This is a genomic window from Pseudomonas luteola NBRC 103146, assembly GCF_002091675.1.
In the GTDB taxonomy this organism is placed as follows: Bacteria; Pseudomonadota; Gammaproteobacteria; order Pseudomonadales; family Pseudomonadaceae; genus Chryseomonas; species Chryseomonas luteola.
Genome location: NZ_BDAE01000008.1, coordinates 112,333 through 132,532 on the forward strand (window position 1 = coordinate 112,333; position 20,200 = coordinate 132,532).

Genomic DNA, 20,200 nt, shown 5'->3' on the forward strand with positions numbered 1-20,200 from the left:
GGCCTTTTTTATGTATTACGTAAATCAGTCTTCCCTCACTGGGGAACGCATGGTCACCCATTCTTCCGCTGCTGTCGGGTGAATACCGATGGTGTCATCAAAGCAGCTTTTGGTTGCACCGGCCTTGAGAGCCACTGCCAGACACTGGATCTGCTCGGGAGCATCAGGCCCGACCATATGGCAACCCAGCACCTTATCAGTCTCGGCGTCCACGACCAGCTTCATGAGCGTACGCTCCGTCTCATTGGTCAGGCTGAGCTTGGTAGGCTTGAAGGTCGTCTGGAAAATCCTGAGCTTGTAGCCCTTTTCACGGGCCTGCTCTTCACTCAGTCCTACCGTTCCGACGTTAGGCAAGCTGTAAACCGCGCTAGCGATGAGGTTGTAATCAAGTGGCTTGTAACTTTCAGGCTTGTACAGGCTGCGGGCCAAGGTCATGGCCTCTGCCAGGGCAACAGGCGTCAGCTGCACACGGCCAATGATATCCCCAATCGCATACACTGAGGGCTCCGTGGTTTGGAAGGTTTCATCCACCTTCACAAAACCACGTTCGTCGAGCTCGACGCCGACGTTTTCCAGGCCCAGGTTATCCAGCATGGGGCGACGGCCTGTCGCATAGAACACGCAGTCAGTTTCCTGAACACGGCCATCCTTGAGCGTAACCTTCAAACTGCCATCGCTCTGCTTGTCGATACGGGCAATTTCCGCATTAAACTGCAGATCGTGGCCTCGCTTGAGCAATTCATCTCGCAGATGCACCCGTACGCAGTCATCAAACCCGCGCAGGAATAACTCCTTGCGGTACATGAGAGTCGCCTTCACGCCCAAGCCGTGAAAGATCGATGCAAATTCGATCGCGATATAACCGCCACCCACGATGATCATTCGCTCGGGCAGCTTATCCAGATAAAAGGCTTCATTGGACGTAATGATGTGTTCACGACCAGGCAACTCGGGCACTGAGGGCCAACCGCCTGTAGCGATGAGGATTCGCTCGGTGGTGTAGCGCTTGCCCGTTACTTCGACAGTATGCGCATCAATGATTCGCGCATGGTCTTCCAGCAGTGTCACACCGCTGTTGATGAGCAGTGCACGATAGATGCCGTTCAGTCGACGAATCTCATGGTCTTTATTGGCTAGCAGATTCTGCCAATCGAACCCCTGTTCCTCGACCTTCCAGCCATAACTGCGCGACTGCCTGAACTCGTCATGGAACGAAGCCCCATAGACGAAATACTTTTTCGGCATACAGCCGACGTTTACGCAGGTGCCGCCCAGGTAGCGGCTTTCCGCTACGGCCACGCGAGCACCAAAATCGGCGGAAAAACGCGCTGCACGAACACCGCCCGAACCCGCACCGATGATAAAAAGGTCAAAATCGTATGTCATGACGAATCCTGATCGGCTCAACTGCTCACCAGCTTAACGCACCTGCATCGCTGCTGACGAAAATACTGTTGCCTTAAACGACAGAAGCCACCCTAAGGTGGCTTCTGTCAAACACAGGCTAACAAGGAGATCAGAGCTCCTTGTAGACGTTCTCGAAGCAGAAGTTGGTTGCTTCAACGAAGCCTTCCGCACTACCGCAGTCGAAACGCTGACCCTTGAACTTGTAAGCCAGAACACAACCGTCCTGAGCCTGCTTCATCAGGGCATCAGTAATCTGGATTTCACCGCCCTTGCCTGGCTCGGTCTGCTCGATCAGGTCGAAAATATCAGGCGTCAGGATGTAACGGCCAATGATCGCCAGGTTGGAAGGTGCATCTTCCGGCTTGGGCTTCTCAACCATGTTGTTCACACGATAGATATCATCACGGATCATTTCGCCCGAGATCACACCGTACTTGTGTGTTTCGTTCGCAGGTACTTCCTGGATAGCCACGATGGAGCAGCGGAACTGGTTGTACAGCTTGACCATCTGCTTCAGAACGCCATCGCCTTCGAGGTTCAGGCACAGGTCGTCCGCCAGCACAACGGCGAACGGCTCGTCACCGATCAGAGGACGGCCAGTCAAGATGGCATGACCCAGACCTTTCATTTCGATCTGACGGGTATAAGAGAAGGAGCATTCGTCGATCAGGCGGCGAATCCCGGTCAGGTACTTTTCCTTCGCGGTGTTCTTGATCTGGCTTTCCAGCTCGTAGCTGATATCGAAATGGTCTTCCAGAGAGCGCTTGCCACGCCCGGTGACCATAGCAATTTGCTTGAGCCCAGCGTCGAGTGCCTCTTCAACGGCGTACTGGACCAGGGGCTTGTTCACGATGGGCAGCATTTCCTTCGGCATCGCTTTGGTTGCTGGAAGAAAGCGAGTGCCGTAGCCGGCGGCCGGGAACAGACATTTGGTGATCATGGGCGTCCTTTGATCTGTGGGAGCAATACTATGGCAGTCTAAACAGCCGTTCATCGGGTTACAATGCTCAGCATGAGGCTCTCAGTGACCGATTAAATGGACGTCTAAAAGCGCTCGACCCCAAGCGTTGGGAGATCCGACCACGAAAGCGCCCAGCGGTTCGATTATAAAGCGCTTTTCCGCAGACGAGATATGATGAGTAGTGAACTCGTTGGCACCACCACCGTCGAAGACAAGCTGCTTCAGATGGCTAGACAAGGGATCAAACGATCTATTATGAAAAAATGGATTCCTCTTTTCGCTACCGCATTGCTGGTAGGCTGCGCCAGTAAATCCCCTCAACTTACTCAGGAAGAACTGCATCTGCTCACCCAGAATGACCTCCTCCAGGCAAAGATGCTTGTAGTATCCGGAGGGGAAGATGAACTCAAACTGGCTGACGCCTTGCTCAGCCGCGCCTCGATGCAAACCGACAAAGCTGAAGAAGGCACCGGTGAGATCGAGTTCTACAAGGCGCTGGTAATGATCAAGCAAGGCCCGCAAGCAGATGACGTGCTGTCCCTGCTGGAAACCTCAGCCAAGAAAGAGTATCCGCTGGCCTATGCAATGCTCTATCAGGTCTATTCCAAGCCTTACCTGGTAAGTGAAGCAGACCCTATTCGAGCGGAAACCTACAAGGACAGCTATAGCGATCTTGACGTTGCCAAGAGCGGCTATCCTTCTTTCGAGAAGGCATTGGTACTGGTGGAGCGTCTGAGCAGTGACAAGCCTTCCGAAACAGCGGCCATGACTCACTGACGACGTTCAAGCCGGTTGGTTGTAGAGCCCGGCGTCCGTTCAATTTCGATTCCGCCAGGGTATTCCGTGCTCTGGCGAATCGAGCCTCGCTGTTCATACTGTCCGCTGGAATGAGAGCGGTACTCCCGAACCGTTCCACGCGGGACAGCCTGGCCACCGTATAGATTATAGTGCTGGCTACGCTGCTGCGTCTCGATGCTCCCGGACGCTCCGGGGCTTATATAGGTTCGGGGTATCGCACGTCTATCAAACTCGTCTGCAATACCTGTATTGGCGGCCAACACCAACGCCAGCCCAAGCCCGCACGTTGCTATTTTAAATATACTCATTTCGATCTCCTGCCCTTCCTCCACATTAAGACCTCTACGAAAGGGCCTGTTTCAAACCATTGGTCCCGTCGCACACCTTTTCAGTTTTTCGGTGGTGCCGGGTAGGGCGTGTGAAGCCAGGACGGCGTTGTTAGGCAGAGTATTCTGGCAGGACTCAATAAAGTCCCAACAAAGGCTTTCTATAGACGAAAAAAGAAAGGGATACGGGAAGGAGTGGATCGTGAGATATCGATTGCACGTTCGTGCCTCCGTTAGAGGCCGCTATACCCGATACGACTCAGGAGAATCCAATCAAAAGCTAGAGAAATTCTAGCGGCCTACCGAGCGCAGGCCGCTAGCGGGAAAGCACATATCACATGGAGCGTGATGCGCGCTGTGGCTCTTGTTCCTGATGCTTGGAAGACATGTGATCAGCTTCTTCCTTAACACGATTTGTCGCCTGATCAGCCAGATCCTGCCCTACTTCAGTTGCCTTGGCATAACCCTGCTCGGCTTTCATCTTCACTTTGTCAGTAATCCGATCACTGGTCTTGCCCATCAAGCGATTTTCACGCTCGGTTGCAGGCAAGGTCGCTCCAAGTAGCGCACCTACTGCAATCCCAATGGCACCCAGCGCCAACGGCTGCTCTTCCAGCATATACTGGAAACCACTTTTGGCCTTGGCCGTCTGGTTACGCATGGTTTCGGATGCAGTCTGAGCTTTTTCGCTTACAGTCTGACGGGCTGAACTCATGGAGTCAGACGTGCTGCTGCGCATGTCCGCAGCCTTATCCTTAAAGCCCTGAGTTTGCGTTCTCATACTGTCTGTCTTGTCATGTACCGCGCCGGACATACTGTTGGCCTTGTCGTGTAATGTGTCGCTCAGGCCTGAAGCTTTGTCCCTTAGCGAGTCAACTATACCGGTGGAAGACGTGCCTGTGGAGGACATGCCCGCATTGGTATAGGGCTGACTGCGATTCTGGCCCATCATCATCCACATGAGCCCAACCGAGGTAAGCAGTGTCGGCACTGGGTTCGCCTTGATGGTCGAGCCCAGATTATTGATAAATTCGCCTCCATTGCCCTTGGCATAAGTCATTGCCTTGTCAAGCAACTCGCCGGGAGAAAGGCGGCTTTCCAGCGCATTCACGATATCGTTGATACTGTCACGCTGCTGATCGATTTCACGCTCAAGAGTCGCAGGATCTTTTTGCGATTCAGCGTCTAGTCGGCTATGGGTATCGGTGCTCATGCTACTTTCCCCTTCACGGCTTCTTTATCTTTCTGCATGCTATTAATGGTTCGCTCTGGCTTGAACGCCGCAGGGTCAAGTTTCTTCTTGCCCGCAGATACCATTACCAGACCCACTATGCACACCACACCGCCCACGATCAGGGCGGCCAACCAGGGCGCCATGACCTGACTCAGCCCAAGAACGGCTGAAAGCAGCAGCATGATAAAACCGGCCATCAAAACAATACCGCCTGATGCCATGCTGATTGTGGCAGCCTTGGTAGTATTCAAGGCTTCGGTAATCTCAGCCTTGGCTAGTGCTAATTCCTTGGTAAACAGAGAAGGCACTTCGCGTGTCAGCTGACGCACCAGACCTGCAATTGAGGTTGAATTTGAATCGATGCCAGTCTCTTCTTGATAGGTAGCATCACGTAGATTCGGTTGTTCTTTCATGATTACAGACCTCCGTTAGTGTCCTTCTTGGTGTTGCCTAGCGCTGTGGTTGATGCACGATCAGGATCAAGCGCGGGGGAACCATAGGGTGGGGTATCGCCCAAGTCGGATGTAGGCACTGGACGGACAATTGAGGTAGTGGCCGTAGTATCGCCTTTAGGCAACTGGGAGGTACTGTTTTGATAGGTGCTTTCCTGTTCGGCGATAACAGGTGTGCTGGTCTGGGATGCCGGATCGATGGTACGCGTGCCATCTGAATGCTCAAAGCCACCCATACCGGCATGGTTAACCGAAGATGTGGTTCCCATGGCCGCACTGGAGCCCATTACACGACAGGATGTTTCCTTGTCGCTCTCGCCCAGCGTTGGCGGTGTGGTTGTGGTTTCACCCGTTGCACCTGCCCGAGCGGTATAGGACGAACCGGAGGACAGATCGGAACCTACTCCGGAGCCGCTGGTGTTCGAGGACGACATCTCCGTACCGGAGGTATCGACTTTGCGGCTGCTGGCCTTGGCAAAGCGAGACAGTCCGAAGCCAATAGCGATGCTGCTGGTCAAAAAGAGTGCCGGGTTTTCACGGGCCAATCGGCCTGCTTCCTGGATCAACTCATCAGCGCTTTTGCCACGTAGCGTATCAGCTAGCCCGGCCATGCTTTGGGCGATATCGGAGACATAGCCTGAGAGACCGGCACGATCCTGATCGCTCAGCTCCGACGCTGCCGCTTTGAAACTGTTAGCGACGGTTTCGATTTCATTGGCGGCTTTGTCGCTGTAACGATCAATCTGACCTTTACCTTGCACCATTGCATTATCCGCCACACTCCGGGCCTTATCTTTCATGGCTTCGGCCTGTTCTTGGGCAGACGGCATACTCTGCTGCTGGCTTTCTCGAGTATTACTCTCGTAGGGTGATGTCATAGCTTGGTCCCACCATTTTTACGTTTTTCCGCACAATAGCGGCTGGTAAGCGCAGCGGTGACTCAAAAGACATAAAACTGCGCGTTAATAAGGTGACTTCAGCGGCACGGAGGAGTTCGTTTCGATTTTGTCAAGTAGCGCTATTCACGATAACCGGCATCGGTATACGCCGCCTTTAAAGGTTTTTTTGTGAAATGTTGGAAAAATCGATTACCTCTGGTTTTCGCATCAATTCCTCATACCCAGCTGCGCATAGGGCTGGTCAGTACTGACCAAGGTGCGGACAATAGCGGCCCTCTTCCAAGACAAGGATGTGTCATGCCTATTACTCGCCTAAAGATTGCCGCCGCTTGCCTGCTCAACCCGGCAAACGAATTACTCGTGGTACGTAAACGACATACCCGATTCTTCATGTTGCCTGGCGGCAAACTGGAGGCAGGCGAAAGCGGTCTCGAAGCACTTGCACGAGAGATTCAGGAAGAACTGAATCTGCTGCTGGATACCGAGATCTGTCAGCCCCTTGGCCTCTTCCAGGCGCCCGCTGCCAACGAGCCAGACACCATGATTGAGGCAGAGCTTTTCATGGCTTATGTAGATACACCCGCGCTGGCTGTAGCGGCGGAGCTTGAGGCGTTGGCCTGGATACCGCTGACACCACCTTATGAGGTTGCTCTGGCGCCCCTGCTGTCTGAACACGTTCTACCGCTATTGCAGCGGAATACGGGCCTTTCCCCTGCGAACCGACAGGCATAGCGAGAGTCAAGAGTCTACGCCTGTCGTTCCTGCAAAGGAGAGTCCTATGAGCACATTGCCTATCCATATCGACGTCTGGAGCGATTACGTCTGCCCATTCTGTTATCTGGAATTGCCGCTGCTCGATCAGCTGAAGGCGCATTATGGCGACAGGCTGACCGTTACATGGCATGCCTTCGAATTGAGACCAGACCCCATCCCAACCCTTATCCCGGATAGCCATTACTTACGCAGCACATGGGCGCGAGCGGTATATCCCATGGCGGAAGAACGGGAATTGACATTGCGCCTGCCTCCCGTGCAACCCCGTAGCCGACGAGCACTGGAAGTAGCTGAACATGCCCGGCAATCTGGACAGTTCGATGCCATGCATCGAGGGATATTCAAGGCCTTTTTTGAACAAGGGCGCGACATCGGTCGTGACGACATACTGCTGGATATTGCGAACCTGCAGGGCATCGATACATTCGAATTAGGTGTGGCGCTTGAAGAAAATCGCCATACCCAGAGCGTGCTCGACGATGAAGCGCTGGCCCAGACACTGGGTATTACAGCGGTACCCACCTTACTAATCCGTCTGGAAGGCCAAGCCTACGAAGAGGCAACCCAGCTTAGCGGAGCGGTGGACTATGAGCGTCTCACACGGGCAATCGAGACGCTCACGACTCAACGCTGAGCCTGCTAGCGTTGAGCTGCCGGTGAGGTTTCCGGAAAGAGGACATCCGTGAATCCGAACCGGGAAAAGTCAGTGATACGCGACGGGTAGAGCCGCCCGATCAAATGATCGTACTCGTGCTGAACCACGCGCGCATGAAAGCCTTCAGCGATCCGATCAATCGTTTCGCCTCTCGCGTCCACTGCCTCGTAACGGATACGGGCATACCGATCAACGACACCGCGCAGGCCGGGGATGGAAAGGCAGCCTTCCCACCCCTCCTCCATCTCCTGTGATAACGGCGTTATCACAGGATTGATAACAACGGTTTGGGGCACTGCCGGTGCATCCGGGTAGCGTTCGCTGCTGTCGAAGCCCATTACAAACAACTGCAGATCCACACCGATCTGCGGAGCAGCCAAACCCACACCACCAGCTTGTTTCATAGTCTCGAACATATCCGCCACCAGCGCATCCAACTCCTGGCTGCCAATCATGGATGCCGGCACAGGTTTGGCGATGCGCAACAAGCGCTCATCACCCATTCTCACCAGTTCACGAATCATTTCTGCCTCCGTCAATGTTCAGGTGAGGCGGCTATCAATCGTCCGTCTCAGGTAATTCGATCCTGTCGTCGTATATAACGATCAGCCCCTGTTTGTACAAACCGCCAATGGCCTTCTTGAACGTCCCCTTGCTGACGCCGAACAGCTTGCTGATCAGTTCTGGCGAGCTTTTGTCGCTGACTTCGAGAACGCCATTGCGGGCTTTTGCCAGCCCAAGTATCTGCTGACCCAGCGCATCGACAGCCTGACGTCCCAACGGTTGCAGGGAAAGACTGATCTTTCCATCGGGGCGCACTTCCTTGATAAAGCCCTTTTCCTGCATACCGCTACGCAGAAACTTGAAGACCTCATTTTGATGAATGAGTCCCCAATGCTTCCCTTCGATAATGGCCTTGAAGCCCATGGGCGTTTGTTCGGCCACCAGCAGATCGACTGCCTGACCGCTTGTGTAAGACGCCGGTACGGTATCCAGGTATCGATCCAGGCGCGCCGTTGCGGTAATTCGGTGGGTGCGCTGATCAATATAGACATAGACCACGCAGTAATCCCCAACCTGCAACGGGCGCTTTTCTTCGGAGTGCGGGAGCAACAGGTCCTTGGGTAGGCCCCAATCCAGAAAAATTCCGATACGGTTGACCTCGACCACTTTCAGACTGGCGAACTGCCCTACCTGAACCTTGGGCTTTTGAGTCGTCGCAATGATCCGGTCTTCACTGTCGAGATAAACGAATACATTGATCCAATCACCCGCCTCGGTGGGCTGATCCTTCGGGATATAGCGGTTCGGCAACAGGATTTCACCGTCCTGCTCGGCATCCAGATATAAGCCAAAGTCCGTCCGCTTGATAATTTGCAGACTATTAAAACGCCCGATTAAAGCCATGCTAGTACCTCATTGAGAAGCCACTATCATACCTGACATATTCTGCTCAACCGATAAACCATGAAATGCCCTGGCAAAAGGGCTAGACAAAATCTTCGAAAGCGTTACAGTGCCTGCACTGTGTTGCACGTGTACCGTTTATCGGCGAGGCCATGGCCACGCTTAGCAGTGGTGACTCTTTGCACTCAGTCGCAGCCTGGGCAGTTCCAGCGCTGTCAAAAATCTTTGTTCAGGGAGCAATCCATGTCTACTCGCCAAACCGGTACCGTCAAGTGGTTCAACGATGAAAAAGGCTTCGGCTTCATCACTCCGCAGAGCGGCCCGGACGTTTTCGTACACTACCGTGCCATTCAGAGCACTGGCTTCAAGAGCCTGAAGGAAGGCCAAGCCGTTTCCTTCCTGGTCGTGCAAGGCCAGAAGGGCCTGCAGGCTGATGAGGTTCAGGTAGTTTAACTACCCCGACTTCTCGAAAAAGCCCCGCTGCAAAGCTGGGCTTTTTTTATGCCTGCACGACAGACATCAGGATGATATATGCTTCGTAAACTAGGACTCGTTCTGCTTCTGACCCTATCAGGATGTGCGGTGTTTCCAGGCGATCAGGTCGCCCCCACACCAGGGCCTATCGCTTCGCCGTCTTTCGCCCGTCCTGGATTACACGTGGAATTCAATTTCTACCGTGGCGAACCCGGCGATGGGGATGCCCGATCTATTCCAGTAGCGCGTGAGGGTCTGGAACCGGCCCTCGTCCAGGCATTGCAGGCCTCGGAGCTCTTCAGTCATTACAGCCTGGCGCCTGATCGTGCCGAGCCTGGTGATTACGTGCTCAAGTTGAAGCTATACAACCACAGCGCCATGGCAGCTTCTGTTGCCAGCGGCATGCTTACCGGCGCAACGCTATTTATTGTCCCCGGCGTGGCCAAGGACAACTTTACCCTGACAGGCGAGTTATTCGACCCTAGCCTGCACCCAGTTGCCCGGCACCGTAACGATGATTCCATCAAGACCTGGATGGGTATCTGGTTTCTTCCCTTCATGGGACATACAACCGGCGAAGCGATTACTGATACCTTTACCCGGCAGGTCAACGAGCTGCTAAAGACCTTGATAGCTGAGCAGCCAACGTTTCAGACACTGCAATGACCGTTGGCCGAAAACATTGAACGGGTCTGTATAAGTTCAGTCACACCTTATGAGCCATTCATAACCACGCAATGCGAGGTGAGCCATGACTGAACAAACGCGAAATGCCGAAAACGAAAAAAGAGATCAAGCAGAAAAGCCACGCCGCACAGAACATGCCCAGGTGGATTCGGAGCGTAACCCGCCTTCTCCCAACAGCCCTGATCGCATGAAAGACGGCACGGGTTATAACTAAGAAAGGGCGCGTATGCGCCCTTCTTCATTCAAGCCCTATTTTCAGCACTTCCCCTTCTGACGAATCCGTTAATACGTACAGATAACCATCAGGTCCCTGGCGAACGTCCCGGATACGTGCCCCTTTTTCTTCCAGCAAACGCTCCTCATGGACAACCTTGTTGCCCTCCAGCTGCAGCCGGATCAGATTCTCTTGAGCAAGAGCGCCAATGAAGAGGCTGTTTTTCCAGGCGGGAAACTGATCGGCTGAGTAGAAGGCCATGCCGCTGACGCCCGGCGACTTCTCCCATACATACAATGGCTGCTCTGTCCCTGGTACGTCCTTGCCCTTTGCTTCCGGAATGGGTGTATAGGAGTAGTTGATCCCGTGGGTAGCCACAGGCCAACCATAATTTTTACCTGCCAGCGGAATATTGACCTCATCTCCTCCACGAGGCCCATGCTCATTCGTCCACACCTGTCCGGTCCAGGGATTCAGGGCCGCGCCCTGCTGGTTGCGATGCCCATAGGACCAGATCTCCGGGCGAGCACCTGACTGGCCTACAAAGGGGTTATCGTTCGGAACGGTGCCATCGGCCTTGATGCGAACAAGCTTGCCCTGGAGCTTATCGAGCGCCTGCGCCGTGATACGTTGGTTGTTCTCACCCAGCGCAATGAATAGATAGCCCTGCTGATCAAACACCAGCCGCGAGCCGAAATGCGCACCGGTAGAAAGTTTGGGCTCTTGCCTGAAAATCACGGTAAAGCCTTCTACACGGGTCATGTCAGCAGAGAGCGTGCCTCGCCCAACCGCCGTACCAGCCTTGTCATCCTCGCCTCCCCCTTCGGAGTAACTGAGATAAATAAGACGATCCTCAGCAAAAGAAGGAGACAAAGCCACGTCCATCAAGCCGCCCTGGCTGCGATTGTAGACAACCGGCAAGCCTGCAATAGGGTTAGATACAGAGCCGTCGCTCTTGAGTACACGTAGGCGCCCGGGCCGCTCGGTTACCAGCATTCCCTTTTGATCAGGCAAAAAAGCCAGCCCCCACGGATGGTCCAAGCCTTTCTTAATGACCGTAACGCTAACCTTGCCTTTCTCACTGGGATAGGTAGCGACCTGTCCCTGAGCAATGACTACATCACTTAACAGCAACGCGCCTGCTGCCAACGCCCACTTAAACATAGTGTTCCCCCTTTTAACCGGAGAACTGACTGTAGCGCTTTACTTTGGTTAAAAAGGCCCACTCACATAGACAGTTACAATAAGCGAGCGCTTACAAACGTAGTCCGTTTCGGCACCCTTGAACAGGAATGGTATTACCCTATAGTAGATCAGTGCTGTGAAAGCAGTGTTAGCGATTCAGGTTGCAGGGGGTTAATCAGGGAAGAGGGGCCGTGATCAGCATCGACTCCTGCATTGGACGTTGCCGTTACCGACTTGACTATACGGGCTACGGCAAAGACAAGCGTTCAATGCATAGAATTTAAGTAGGGGTTAGCGACGACGTGCGCGACGACGCTGCTCTTCTGCCAAACGCTCCCGCTCGCGGCTGCGCACAGGAATAGGCTGAAGACGCGGCTGATCAGCCAGGCCCAGCGCCTCGATCAATTTGGACGCCAGCTCTTGAATACGTTCTTTCATCACCGATCTCCTGAGATCTACTACCTGTAATACAGAGACTGCATGTCTGCCGGAAAATTGCCTGAATAACGCACTCAACAGATTATCGGCAGGCTTACCTTAATATTGAGTCAATTTTGCCCTATTCAATTCCAGAACTATTGCCCCAGCCGTAACACTATATTTCGCTCAACCCAAACGGCCTGTGCGCTACGTTGCAAACAGACAAGTATGCAACCAGAACCAGTTTTTGAAGGACTAAACAGTAGTGCTCTGGAAGAGGCAGTATTCATGCGTGTTCCGCTTTCACCCTGGCTGGTCATCTTTGCCATTGCCCTAAGCGTCGGGGCCTGTACCCGTGTCGGATTTGCCTATAAGCACCTCAATACGCTTATACCGTGGTCGATGAACGATTACCTCGACATGAACTCCGAGCAGCGTCGTTGGTTTGACGAACGGTTGGCAGACCATCTGCGTTGGCACTGTAGCCACGAGCTGCCTCGCTATCTGGAGTGGATGGATGGCATCAAGACTATGGTGCGTAACCAGCAGGTATCCCCAGTAACGATCAGGGCTCGCATGGATGAACTCAAACAGGCCGTCGATACCCTGGCGGTTGAAATCACACCGACCAGTACCGATCTGTTAAAACAGCTGACCGATCAGCAGGTCGCAGAGCTGAAGGAAGAGTTGGACCGTGACATCAGGGACCGTCGTAAAAAGTACCTCGACCCTTCCCGCGGCGAACAGATTCGAGATCGGGCCGCTCGTATGGAGGAACGCATCAGCTTCTGGACAGGCTCGCTCAATCCGGCTCAGAAAGACCGAATCATGCAATGGTCGGTGCAACTTGGTGATCAAAATCAGGCCTGGGTCGGCAATCGGATTCAGTGGCAGCGAGAACTGCTTGAGGCCTTGCAACATCGCGGCGAGCCAGATTTCCCACAGCGCGTCAAACAGCTGCTGCAGGATCGGGAAAGCCTGTGGACGCCTGCTTACCGGGAAAGCTTTTCGAAAACTCAGGAGGCAGCGATTTCGCTTATTGACGACGTGTACAAAACCACGGATGAAACACAGCGTAATCAGATCGTCAGTCGATTAACGGATATACAGAAAGACCTTGAACCTCAACGGTGCGATAGAACGAAAAATTAGCACGATCAGCGGAACTGTTGAGTAATTACCTGAGGTCTTATTCCTAAGTTTGTAATATTGGTCAAAATTTAACCGACGAATGACCTTTTCCAATTCGGCTAGATCGATATTATTCCCCTGAGCCTGTTTTACGTGCCTGAGTGCCTGGCTCCTCCTGTCATAACAAGAACGTAGCGTGTTCCACGTGGCGGACTTTTTTGAATATTAACTACCTGCTCAACCCCGGATGAATGTTGACGTCAGGCATTGCTTTGGCCTCTGGCTGTTTGCCTGCTAGTGCAGGCTGCTGAGCAATCGCCGCTCCTGTTAAACCTAGGGGAGTGAAACCCATGCCAAACCCTTCATGGCTTGTTTTTATTGTGGCGGCTCTTGCCTCCGGTACTGCTACAGCCCAGACGCTCTTGCAGCGTGACCTGGGCGGCTTCGATATGACCCTGGGAACGACCCAGACGCGCACTATGGCCCAGGGACTCGTCAAGCCTTCTAACGGCGCAGTAAATGGCGGTCTGGATTTCACCCATGACACTGGCTTGTATTTTGGCCAGTGGACGGCGAACAGCGGATCCTCCGCGGATAACCTGTCCATTGAAATGGATACTTATGCGGGCTACAAGCATCGCTTTGCCAGCAGCGGATACGGTTATGAATTCGGCCTGATCAATTACGATCACGTCACGCAGGACGTAGAACCCAGCCGGGAAATCTACTCCGGTATTAGCATCTTCGGCAGCCGCTTTGGCGCGGCGTTCGCCAATGATCCCGACCGTAGCAACACATCTCTTTACGCGGACCTGGGTACTACTCCGATTCTCGGAATGGGCCTTTCCATGCGTTATGGAAATTACATGCTGAACTCGCCGGTGACGCTGGCAAGTGGCGACATGGTTCGCTCGTATAATGATTGGTCGGTAAATCTGACCCGCAAATGGGCTGATACTCAGTTCAACTTTTCTTACACCGGAACCAGTCTTCAGGGACAGGATTGCTCATCCTATTCAGGACACAACGCCTACTGCGATACCGCTTTATTGCTGAAGGCGTCGCACCCTCTGTTTTAAGTCACCCAGCGGTCATAAGACCGCTGGGTGCAATAGGTTAAAGACTGGTTTTGAAAACACTACTTAATTGATGGAACTGCTCTGAGAGGCTTTTCAAACGCTGGCTTTCATGCTCAAGCCCTTCCGCTTCTAAAGCATTCTTTTCGGTGATTGTCCGTACAGAGTAGAGGTGCTTACTTACCTCGCCAGTGACTTCAACCTGATGACAGGAGGTAGCTGCTACTTGCGCATTGATATCGTTAATGGCACGGATGTCATCGGAGATCAATTGCAAGGACTGAGCGCTCTTGTGCACATCGCTAGCGCAGCGAACCGCGCGCTCTCGGCTTTCCTGCATGGCTTCTACTGCACTTTTGCTTCCCATCTGCAATGAGCCAATGATGTTTTCGATCTCTGAGGTCGAGGCCGCTGTCTTCTGCGCCAATGCCCTCACCTCATCTGCCACCACCGCAAACCCTCGACCCTGATCTCCAGCCCGGGCCGCCTCGATGGCTGCGTTAAGCGCCAGAAGGTTAGTTTGCTCGGCAATCGCTTTGATGACTTCCAGCACTTTTCCGATCTGTTGAGAGTGAGCGGCCAAAGCGCGCATTTCCTCATCGGTTCCCTCAAGATGCTCAGCCAGAAGGCTGAACTCCTTTTGCATGGCATTCAGATCGGTACTGCCTTTATAAGCACGCTTAGTCGCCTGACCGGCTACTTGAGCAGCCTGCTGAGCCTGTTCAGCAGCTATACCGATTGTGGCTCCCATCTGATCAATAGCAGATGAAACCTTAGTAATTTGCTCATGCTGTATGCGTGAGCCCTCACGCATGTGAGAAGTGGCTTTAGCCATCCCCTCACCGGCAACAAAGAGCCCTTGGCTGTTAGAAACGACACTTCCAACAGTGTGGTCGAGCGAGTCAAGAAATCCGTTGAACCGGTCTGTCAGTTCGTTTTTCAGTGAAATGCGATAGCTCAGATCGACCGCCTGACCATGGCGTGTCAGATAGTTTACTGCCAGTAACAAGGATTCACTGACAACCGCCTGCTTACGGGTATGAAGCGACAGATAGATAAGAATGGCGCTTTCCAACACCACATAAAACGCGTGCAGGAAAATAACGCCCCATGTTTCGCTACGATGGATGACATGCAGATCCCATCCTGACGCTTGGATTGCATAAAATCCAACATGATGAACAGCGATAACGCCCGCCGCTATGAGAATAGGTAACCAGTCACGGTAATACACCAGAAACGCCAACAGTACAAAGACGCCGAAGTGCATTTCCTCCATGCCTTGCAAGAGGTGGATCTGCAAGGCAGCAAAACCCATGAATACAACGGCTATGGTGCAACGCATCAGGCGTGAGCCGGGTGCAACGCTATAAAGCACTGTAGGCAAAGCAGCCAATGCTCCACCGACAAGCAGGGCCTGCGTAAGACTTCCTTCCCAGTAGGTCAGGCAGAGCGAATAGACGAACATGACCCAAACCACAGCCAACATCAACTTATCGGCCTTGCGGTAGTAGGTATTCAGGGAATAAACGGACTCGGACACAGGCATGCCCTCTACCAAGAAATAATTGTTTAATGGGTCGACACAGTCGTGTCGTAGGAGGTATCGACCTGCTGCCTGAATTTATTGAGTAAGCGCCTGATTAAACTTATCTAATCACGACAAATGGCAAAGTAATGAGCAGACTATTCATAAACGCTGCTTACGCCTGTCTGTGCAAGGTAGGCGTCACCTCGAATCAGCAGTAGCCGGGCCTTTTGTTCTTCCTCTGGCTCTAAGGCGATCAACACCTTGAACTTACCGGCCACCCAGGCCGCAATCGGTACGCCATTTCTGAACAGCAGCCGATTCCCCATGACCGCAGGAACCTTGGCTCCAGGTAGCAGTGTACCGGCAAGATTGAGTGGGTCTACGGCGGCAATACGCACATAGCGTTCAGTTGCGGCACGTGTTCGCACGGCGCGTAGTAGCGCAACAGCTTCCGGCAAGGCGAACTGCTCACCGGAAAGACCCGCTATGAAACGCCCGCCGCGTATGTCTCCTCGCGCTTCGAGACGGTGATAGATGCGCAGCAGTTCGCGCCAGGGCGGCAAGGCGTCTGCCTCCCGTGCCAGCAGGTGCCAGCTGATGACGCCATATCGCTTCAGCAACACCCAGGCAATGTGCTCCATGACGTCATCACCCCAGCGTGGGGGTTTGGATACCTGCTGCACGGCTTCTGCTGCAGGCGGCCGGATCAATGCCCAGCGGCCTGCATCGTCCATCCCGCCATACAGAGGCACCCTGCCCCGACGACTCGTGGTACGGCTGCCCCGCTTGGCGGCTGGCAGTAATAACGCCCTCAATCCGGCAAAGCTGTCTGCGTTGACCATCCCTGTATTGACCAACTCGCCCAGGGCATTTTCCAGCTCTGTCCGCAACAAACGAGCTTCGCTCATCAGTTCGTCAAAAAACAGCGCGCCGCGACGGGACAGGGCATCCATGACCTTTTGTGCCTTAGGTGAAAGCTCCGGCTCGGCCGAATGAGCAGACAGCGCATTCCAGACAGCCAAGTCGCGTCTGGGCAATAAAACAATGGGAGAAGCTCGTACAGGTCCGCCAGCAGCTTTGCTTACGGGATCCAGGCGCATCCACACCATACGCCCGCTACGACACAGATCATCCAACCAATGAAAGCCATAATCCGGCAGGCGCGCAGGTAATATCTCACTTTCCCAGCCTGCAGCAGCCACCTGATACCCTTCCAGCTGGGTCAGTACCGCTGACAAGGCTTCGATCCCTCTGGCCTGGGTCTCAGGTGTGACGTGCTGCCAGTCAAACAGGAACTGCATGAAATCCGTACAACTCACCGGCTCAATCTCACGACGTAGCCGGTTGACGGTATAGCGGTGAATGCGAGCCAGCAGATGACGCTCACACCATTCCTCTTCAGCAGCGACAGGCGTGAAACGCCCCCGCAAAACATAACCTTCCCGCTCCAGTGCAGCGAGTGCCACCATGAGCTCTGAGGCTGAAAGTCCCATGTGCTGGCTCAGCGTTGTTAACGTCAGCGGACCGAAGCCTGTCAGCCGGGCACGTATGAGCTCTACCAGCGCCTCTTCCCGAGTGTATATCTCATCAAGTTCGACAGGCAGTGAGCCATCAGGATCACGTGTCATTCCCGGATAAACCAGTTCCAAAAGGCGTACACGCTCAACCGGGGCCCAAAAGACCTGATGTGGCGTAACAACACGGCATACCCGACCTGCCTTGAGTAACCTGGCCAGAAACGGTTTCCAGCTGTTTTGCGCAGACATCTCTTTTTCAGTCATGCACACCAGTCCTGTGAGCGCTTCGTGCAGCTCATCGGCATCACGTGCCTGCGGCCAGGCCTGCTCCCGTACTGAGTCAATCGCCTCGGCATCGAGCGCACCCAGATCATCGCCAGTCGCGGAATCCAACCAACGCCGATTCATCACAGCCAGCGTTCTGCGCTCCTCTAAAGGAGCATCGTCCAGAAAGGCATAGGGGCGTGCGGTAAGAATTTCGGCTGCAAGGGGTGACGGTGCAGGCAGATCGCAAACCTTTGTCGCGACCGTACCCGCCTCGATATTCCCGAGCAGCTCCAGCCAGGCGCGGCTATTCATGGATACCTGTAGGCAGTCATGCAGGGTCTGCTTGACCAGCGGATGCTCGGGAACCTCACGCTCGCCAACAATGTTTTCCAGACAAGCCACCTGATCGGGAAAGACGGTTGCCAGCAGATCATCGCTGCGCATCCGCTGGACCTGAGTCGCGACCTTCCGACCTGCCGTGAACCGCGGCAAGGCCAATGCGGTGGTGGCATTCCAGCGCCAGCGAATGCCAAAAAGCGGTGCCTCAAGCAGCGCCTGTATAAGAATGTGCTCCGCACTTGCTGAGTGCAGGTACCGCCACATCTCTTCCAGCGGAAAACTATGGCTCGTAGAGAGCGAAAGGATGAGAGCATCCTCTGTCGCCGCCGCTTGCAGCTCCACATTGAAACGGCGGCAGAACCGCTTGCGCAGCGCCAGTCCCCAGGCTCGGTTGACACGGCTTCCATAAATCGAATGGATGACAAGCTGCATGCCGCCTGCCTCATCGAAAAACCGTTCCATTACCAACGTCTGCCGGGTCGGTAACGCACCCAGCATCTGTCGAGCACGTCCCAGATAATCGACGATCTGCTCAGCCGCCGCCGCTGGAAGCTCTTTTTCCACTTTCAGCCATTCGATGACCGACGCCGTATCGGATAAGCGTAGCTCCAGCTCATGACGCAAGCGCGAAACACCGTGTGAGAGCTCATCTGTTCTCCCAGGTGCTTCGCCGTGCCAAAATGGAATAGTGGGCGGCTGACCCTGTGCGTCCTCAACGCGGACACGTCCACTTTCGATCTTGAGAATTCGATAGGACGTATTGCCCAGCTGAAAGATATCGCCAACCAGGCTCTCGACCGCGAAGTCCTCATTGACCGTCCCGACCCCATGCCCCTGCGGCTCCAGCACGACAGAATAATCGCCGGTTTCAGGAATGGTCCCACCGCTCATGACCGCAGTCATCCTGCCACCACGACGACCGCGCAAGAGCCCGTTCACGGCGTCGCGGTGCACATAGGCGGTTCGAACACCTCGCCGATGGCTAAAGCCTTCACACAGCATCGTCACTACCGCGTTGAAGTCAGTTCGTGACAGTGCCGCATAGGGCTCGGCACATCGGACCAGCGTAAACAAGGCGTCCTCGTCCCACTCACGGCATGCGGTTTCCGCTACGACCTGTTGTGCCAGCACATCCAGCGGCTGCCTAGGAATAACCAACGTATCCATTTCGCCACGTCGGATGCAATCAAGCAACGCTGCACATTCGATCAGATCATCCCGAGACGTTGGGAACAGTCGCCCTTTCGGAATCCCTTCGACATGGTGACCCGAGCGGCCTACACGCTGAAGAAAAGCGGCAATGGAGCGAGGTGACCCGATCTGGCAGACCAGATCAACCTCACCAATATCGATGCCCAATTCCAGCGATGCGGTTGCTACAAGCACCTTGAGTTCGCCACGCTTGAGGCGCTGCTCGGCGTCGAGGCGCTGCTCCTTGGCCAGACTGCCATGGTGGGCGGCCACTGCCCGACTGCCGAGCCGGTCCGTCAGATGTCTAGCCATGCGCTCGGCCATACGCCGCGTATTGACGAAAATCAGCGTCGTTCGATGGGCCTCAGCCTGCTCGGCCAGACGATCATAAAGCCCTTCCCACGCTTCATTGGACATCACAGGCTGCAGCGGAGCGGGCGGTACTTCAAGAGCAAGATCCCGAACACGATCATGGCCGATATCAACGACCGCACAAGGTCTTTCCTGCCCTGCTCTATCGCACCCCACCAGAAAGCGCGCGACGGCGCCGATAGGCTTTTGTGTAGCCGACAATCCAATACGTACCAGTAGCCGCTCGCACAGAGCCTCCAGGCGCGCAAGAGAAAGGCTCAGATGACTACCCCGCTTTCCGTCGGCGATGGCATGGATCTCATCCACAATGACGCTGCGCACCGTCCGTAGCAGTACGCGTCCAGAATCTGAGCCCAGCAGTACATAAAGCGATTCCGGCGTCGTCACCAGGATATGTGGTGGCCGTTTACGCATGGCATTACGCTCGCGCTGCGGTGTATCGCCTGTTCTGACGGCCGTTCGGATCGCTACAGACGGCAGACCACACTGTTCAAGCTCAGCCGTGATACCTGCGAGCGGCTTTTCCAGATTGATTCGAATATCGTTCGATAACGCCTTGAGCGGTGAAACGTAAACAACCCAGGTCTCATCCGGCAAGGCACCGTTGTGTTCAACACCCAGGCGTACCAGTTCATCGATTGCTGCCATAAAGGCTGTCAGGGTCTTGCCAGAGCCGGTAGGCGCTGCGACCAACGTCGACTGTCCTGCCCTGATGGCAGGCCAGGCATGCTGCTGGGCTTGGGTTGGATAGGCGAAGGTACGCGAGAACCAGGACTGCACGGCAGGATGAAAACCTGCCAGAGTCTCTTGGCTGGAAGCGGGACGTAAAGGATAAGTCATGACCCCACTATGGGAGCGACTTCGATAACAGACAAGGCGGTAT

General features: G+C 54.3%; 20 protein-coding genes. 8 read left to right on the plus strand and 12 right to left on the minus strand.

Annotation, left to right across the window (positions count from 1 at the left end):
* Positions 1 to 24: 24 nt before the first annotated feature.
* Positions 25 to 1,386: a glutathione-disulfide reductase gene (gene gorA, locus PLU01S_RS11530; protein ID WP_010798083.1), complete on the minus strand. Its 1,362-nt coding sequence runs from the start codon at positions 1,384 to 1,386 to the stop codon at positions 25 to 27.
* 130 nt (positions 1,387 to 1,516) lie between these two features.
* Positions 1,517 to 2,347: a UTP--glucose-1-phosphate uridylyltransferase GalU gene (gene galU, locus PLU01S_RS11535; protein WP_010798082.1), complete on the minus strand. Its 831-nt coding sequence runs from the start codon at positions 2,345 to 2,347 to the stop codon at positions 1,517 to 1,519.
* 195 nt (positions 2,348 to 2,542) lie between these two features.
* On the opposite strand from galU, the gene PLU01S_RS11540 reads away from it, so the two are divergent.
* Complete coding sequence (locus tag PLU01S_RS11540; protein WP_083397877.1) at positions 2,543 to 3,145, plus strand: hypothetical protein; 603 nt, start codon at positions 2,543 to 2,545, stop codon at positions 3,143 to 3,145.
* Here the strand turns inward: PLU01S_RS11540 and PLU01S_RS11545 are convergent.
* From PLU01S_RS11545 to PLU01S_RS11560, 4 genes are all read right to left on the minus strand, one after another.
* Positions 3,139 to 3,474: a hypothetical protein gene (locus PLU01S_RS11545; protein ID WP_074825446.1), complete on the minus strand. Its 336-nt coding sequence runs from the start codon at positions 3,472 to 3,474 to the stop codon at positions 3,139 to 3,141. The two genes, PLU01S_RS11540 and PLU01S_RS11545, sit on opposite strands and share 7 nt — an antisense overlap.
* 352 nt (positions 3,475 to 3,826) lie before the next feature.
* Positions 3,827 to 4,705, minus strand: coding sequence for a DUF3618 domain-containing protein (locus tag PLU01S_RS11550; RefSeq protein WP_074825444.1), 879 nt, complete (start codon positions 4,703 to 4,705; stop codon positions 3,827 to 3,829).
* Positions 4,702 to 5,139: a phage holin family protein gene (locus PLU01S_RS11555; protein ID WP_010798078.1), complete on the minus strand. Its 438-nt coding sequence runs from the start codon at positions 5,137 to 5,139 to the stop codon at positions 4,702 to 4,704. Before PLU01S_RS11555 ends, PLU01S_RS11550 begins: the two co-directional genes overlap by 4 nt.
* A 2-nt stretch (positions 5,140 to 5,141) precedes the next feature.
* Positions 5,142 to 6,056: a hypothetical protein gene (locus tag PLU01S_RS11560; RefSeq protein WP_139208764.1), complete on the minus strand. Its 915-nt coding sequence runs from the start codon at positions 6,054 to 6,056 to the stop codon at positions 5,142 to 5,144.
* A gap of 318 nt (positions 6,057 to 6,374) precedes the next feature.
* Here PLU01S_RS11560 and PLU01S_RS11565 point away from each other — a divergent pair, with 318 nt between their 5' ends.
* On the plus strand, positions 6,375 to 6,809 hold the full coding sequence (locus tag PLU01S_RS11565; RefSeq protein ID WP_074825440.1) for an NUDIX hydrolase: 435 nt from the start codon (positions 6,375 to 6,377) through the stop codon (positions 6,807 to 6,809).
* A 46-nt stretch (positions 6,810 to 6,855) separates the two neighbouring features.
* The gene (locus PLU01S_RS11570; protein ID WP_074825438.1) at positions 6,856 to 7,485 is read left to right on the plus strand and encodes a DsbA family oxidoreductase; all 630 of its coding nucleotides are present in this window, start codon (positions 6,856 to 6,858) and stop codon (positions 7,483 to 7,485) included.
* 5 nt (positions 7,486 to 7,490) lie between these two features.
* Here the strand turns inward: PLU01S_RS11570 and def are convergent, their stop codons facing one another.
* Both def and PLU01S_RS11580 read right to left on the minus strand, forming a co-directional pair.
* A complete protein-coding gene (gene def, locus PLU01S_RS11575; RefSeq protein ID WP_074825436.1) occupies positions 7,491 to 8,030 on the minus strand; it encodes a peptide deformylase in 540 nt (179 codons plus the stop codon).
* Positions 8,031 to 8,064: 34 nt separating this feature from the next.
* Positions 8,065 to 8,913: a CvfB family protein gene (locus tag PLU01S_RS11580; protein WP_074825433.1), complete on the minus strand. Its 849-nt coding sequence runs from the start codon at positions 8,911 to 8,913 to the stop codon at positions 8,065 to 8,067.
* A 243-nt stretch (positions 8,914 to 9,156) separates the two neighbouring features.
* On the opposite strand from PLU01S_RS11580, the gene PLU01S_RS11585 reads away from it, so the two are divergent.
* The 3 genes from PLU01S_RS11585 (at position 9,157) to PLU01S_RS25690 (ending at position 10,288) form a co-directional block, all read left to right on the plus strand.
* Positions 9,157 to 9,366: a cold-shock protein gene (locus tag PLU01S_RS11585; RefSeq protein ID WP_010798072.1), complete on the plus strand. Its 210-nt coding sequence runs from the start codon at positions 9,157 to 9,159 to the stop codon at positions 9,364 to 9,366.
* A gap of 78 nt (positions 9,367 to 9,444) precedes the next feature.
* Positions 9,445 to 10,053, plus strand: a complete 609-nt coding sequence (locus PLU01S_RS11590; RefSeq protein ID WP_074825430.1) for a hypothetical protein — start codon at positions 9,445 to 9,447, stop codon at positions 10,051 to 10,053.
* Between the two features lie 85 nt (positions 10,054 to 10,138).
* Positions 10,139 to 10,288, plus strand: a complete 150-nt coding sequence (locus tag PLU01S_RS25690) for a hypothetical protein (protein ID WP_010798070.1) — start codon at positions 10,139 to 10,141, stop codon at positions 10,286 to 10,288.
* A 24-nt stretch (positions 10,289 to 10,312) separates the two neighbouring features.
* Here the strand turns inward: PLU01S_RS25690 and PLU01S_RS11595 are convergent, their stop codons facing one another.
* Positions 10,313 to 11,452, minus strand: coding sequence for a PQQ-dependent sugar dehydrogenase (locus PLU01S_RS11595; RefSeq protein ID WP_074825428.1), 1,140 nt, complete (start codon positions 11,450 to 11,452; stop codon positions 10,313 to 10,315).
* A gap of 312 nt (positions 11,453 to 11,764) precedes the next feature.
* On the minus strand, positions 11,765 to 11,911 hold the full coding sequence (locus PLU01S_RS25695) for a PA1414 family protein (protein ID WP_010798068.1): 147 nt from the start codon (positions 11,909 to 11,911) through the stop codon (positions 11,765 to 11,767).
* A gap of 210 nt (positions 11,912 to 12,121) precedes the next feature.
* On the opposite strand from PLU01S_RS25695, the gene PLU01S_RS11600 reads away from it, so the two are divergent.
* Positions 12,122 to 13,045 (plus strand): DUF6279 family lipoprotein, encoded by a 924-nt coding sequence (locus PLU01S_RS11600; RefSeq protein ID WP_019365038.1) that lies wholly within the window; start codon positions 12,122 to 12,124, stop codon positions 13,043 to 13,045.
* A 329-nt stretch (positions 13,046 to 13,374) separates the two neighbouring features.
* Positions 13,375 to 14,103, plus strand: coding sequence for a TorF family putative porin (locus PLU01S_RS11605; RefSeq protein ID WP_074825426.1), 729 nt, complete (start codon positions 13,375 to 13,377; stop codon positions 14,101 to 14,103).
* A 37-nt stretch (positions 14,104 to 14,140) separates the two neighbouring features.
* Here PLU01S_RS11605 and PLU01S_RS11610 read toward each other — a convergent pair whose 3' ends face one another.
* Together PLU01S_RS11610 and PLU01S_RS11615 are read right to left on the minus strand one after the other, a co-directional pair.
* Positions 14,141 to 15,649, minus strand: a complete 1,509-nt coding sequence (locus tag PLU01S_RS11610; RefSeq protein WP_074825424.1) for a methyl-accepting chemotaxis protein — start codon at positions 15,647 to 15,649, stop codon at positions 14,141 to 14,143.
* A 137-nt stretch (positions 15,650 to 15,786) separates the two neighbouring features.
* The gene (locus PLU01S_RS11615; RefSeq protein WP_074825422.1) at positions 15,787 to 20,157 is read right to left on the minus strand and encodes a DNA glycosylase AlkZ-like family protein; all 4,371 of its coding nucleotides are present in this window, start codon (positions 20,155 to 20,157) and stop codon (positions 15,787 to 15,789) included.
* Positions 20,158 to 20,200 lie beyond the last annotated feature (43 nt).

What these genes read in the sequence shown, in the direction of transcription:
- gorA (WP_010798083.1), bottom strand. Translation starts at nt 1,386, where the DNA reads ATGACATACGATTTTGACCTTTTTATCATCGGTGCGGGTTCGGGCGGT.
- galU (WP_010798082.1), bottom strand. Translation starts at nt 2,347, where the DNA reads ATGATCACCAAATGTCTGTTCCCGGCCGCCGGCTACGGCACTCGCTTT.
- PLU01S_RS11540 (WP_083397877.1), top strand. Translation starts at nt 2,543, where the DNA reads ATGAGTAGTGAACTCGTTGGCACCACCACCGTCGAAGACAAGCTGCTT.
- PLU01S_RS11545 (WP_074825446.1), bottom strand. Translation starts at nt 3,474, where the DNA reads ATGAGTATATTTAAAATAGCAACGTGCGGGCTTGGGCTGGCGTTGGTG.
- PLU01S_RS11550 (WP_074825444.1), bottom strand. Translation starts at nt 4,705, where the DNA reads ATGAGCACCGATACCCATAGCCGACTAGACGCTGAATCGCAAAAAGAT.
- PLU01S_RS11555 (WP_010798078.1), bottom strand. Translation starts at nt 5,139, where the DNA reads ATGAAAGAACAACCGAATCTACGTGATGCTACCTATCAAGAAGAGACT.
- PLU01S_RS11560 (WP_139208764.1), bottom strand. Translation starts at nt 6,056, where the DNA reads ATGACATCACCCTACGAGAGTAATACTCGAGAAAGCCAGCAGCAGAGT.
- PLU01S_RS11565 (WP_074825440.1), top strand. Translation starts at nt 6,375, where the DNA reads ATGCCTATTACTCGCCTAAAGATTGCCGCCGCTTGCCTGCTCAACCCG.
- PLU01S_RS11570 (WP_074825438.1), top strand. Translation starts at nt 6,856, where the DNA reads ATGAGCACATTGCCTATCCATATCGACGTCTGGAGCGATTACGTCTGC.
- def (WP_074825436.1), bottom strand. Translation starts at nt 8,030, where the DNA reads ATGATTCGTGAACTGGTGAGAATGGGTGATGAGCGCTTGTTGCGCATC.
- PLU01S_RS11580 (WP_074825433.1), bottom strand. Translation starts at nt 8,913, where the DNA reads ATGGCTTTAATCGGGCGTTTTAATAGTCTGCAAATTATCAAGCGGACG.
- PLU01S_RS11585 (WP_010798072.1), top strand. Translation starts at nt 9,157, where the DNA reads ATGTCTACTCGCCAAACCGGTACCGTCAAGTGGTTCAACGATGAAAAA.
- PLU01S_RS11590 (WP_074825430.1), top strand. Translation starts at nt 9,445, where the DNA reads ATGCTTCGTAAACTAGGACTCGTTCTGCTTCTGACCCTATCAGGATGT.
- PLU01S_RS25690 (WP_010798070.1), top strand. Translation starts at nt 10,139, where the DNA reads ATGACTGAACAAACGCGAAATGCCGAAAACGAAAAAAGAGATCAAGCA.
- PLU01S_RS11595 (WP_074825428.1), bottom strand. Translation starts at nt 11,452, where the DNA reads ATGTTTAAGTGGGCGTTGGCAGCAGGCGCGTTGCTGTTAAGTGATGTA.
- PLU01S_RS25695 (WP_010798068.1), bottom strand. Translation starts at nt 11,911, where the DNA reads ATGAAAGAACGTATTCAAGAGCTGGCGTCCAAATTGATCGAGGCGCTG.
- PLU01S_RS11600 (WP_019365038.1), top strand. Translation starts at nt 12,122, where the DNA reads ATGCAACCAGAACCAGTTTTTGAAGGACTAAACAGTAGTGCTCTGGAA.
- PLU01S_RS11605 (WP_074825426.1), top strand. Translation starts at nt 13,375, where the DNA reads ATGCCAAACCCTTCATGGCTTGTTTTTATTGTGGCGGCTCTTGCCTCC.
- PLU01S_RS11610 (WP_074825424.1), bottom strand. Translation starts at nt 15,649, where the DNA reads ATGCCTGTGTCCGAGTCCGTTTATTCCCTGAATACCTACTACCGCAAG.
- PLU01S_RS11615 (WP_074825422.1), bottom strand. Translation starts at nt 20,157, where the DNA reads ATGACTTATCCTTTACGTCCCGCTTCCAGCCAAGAGACTCTGGCAGGT.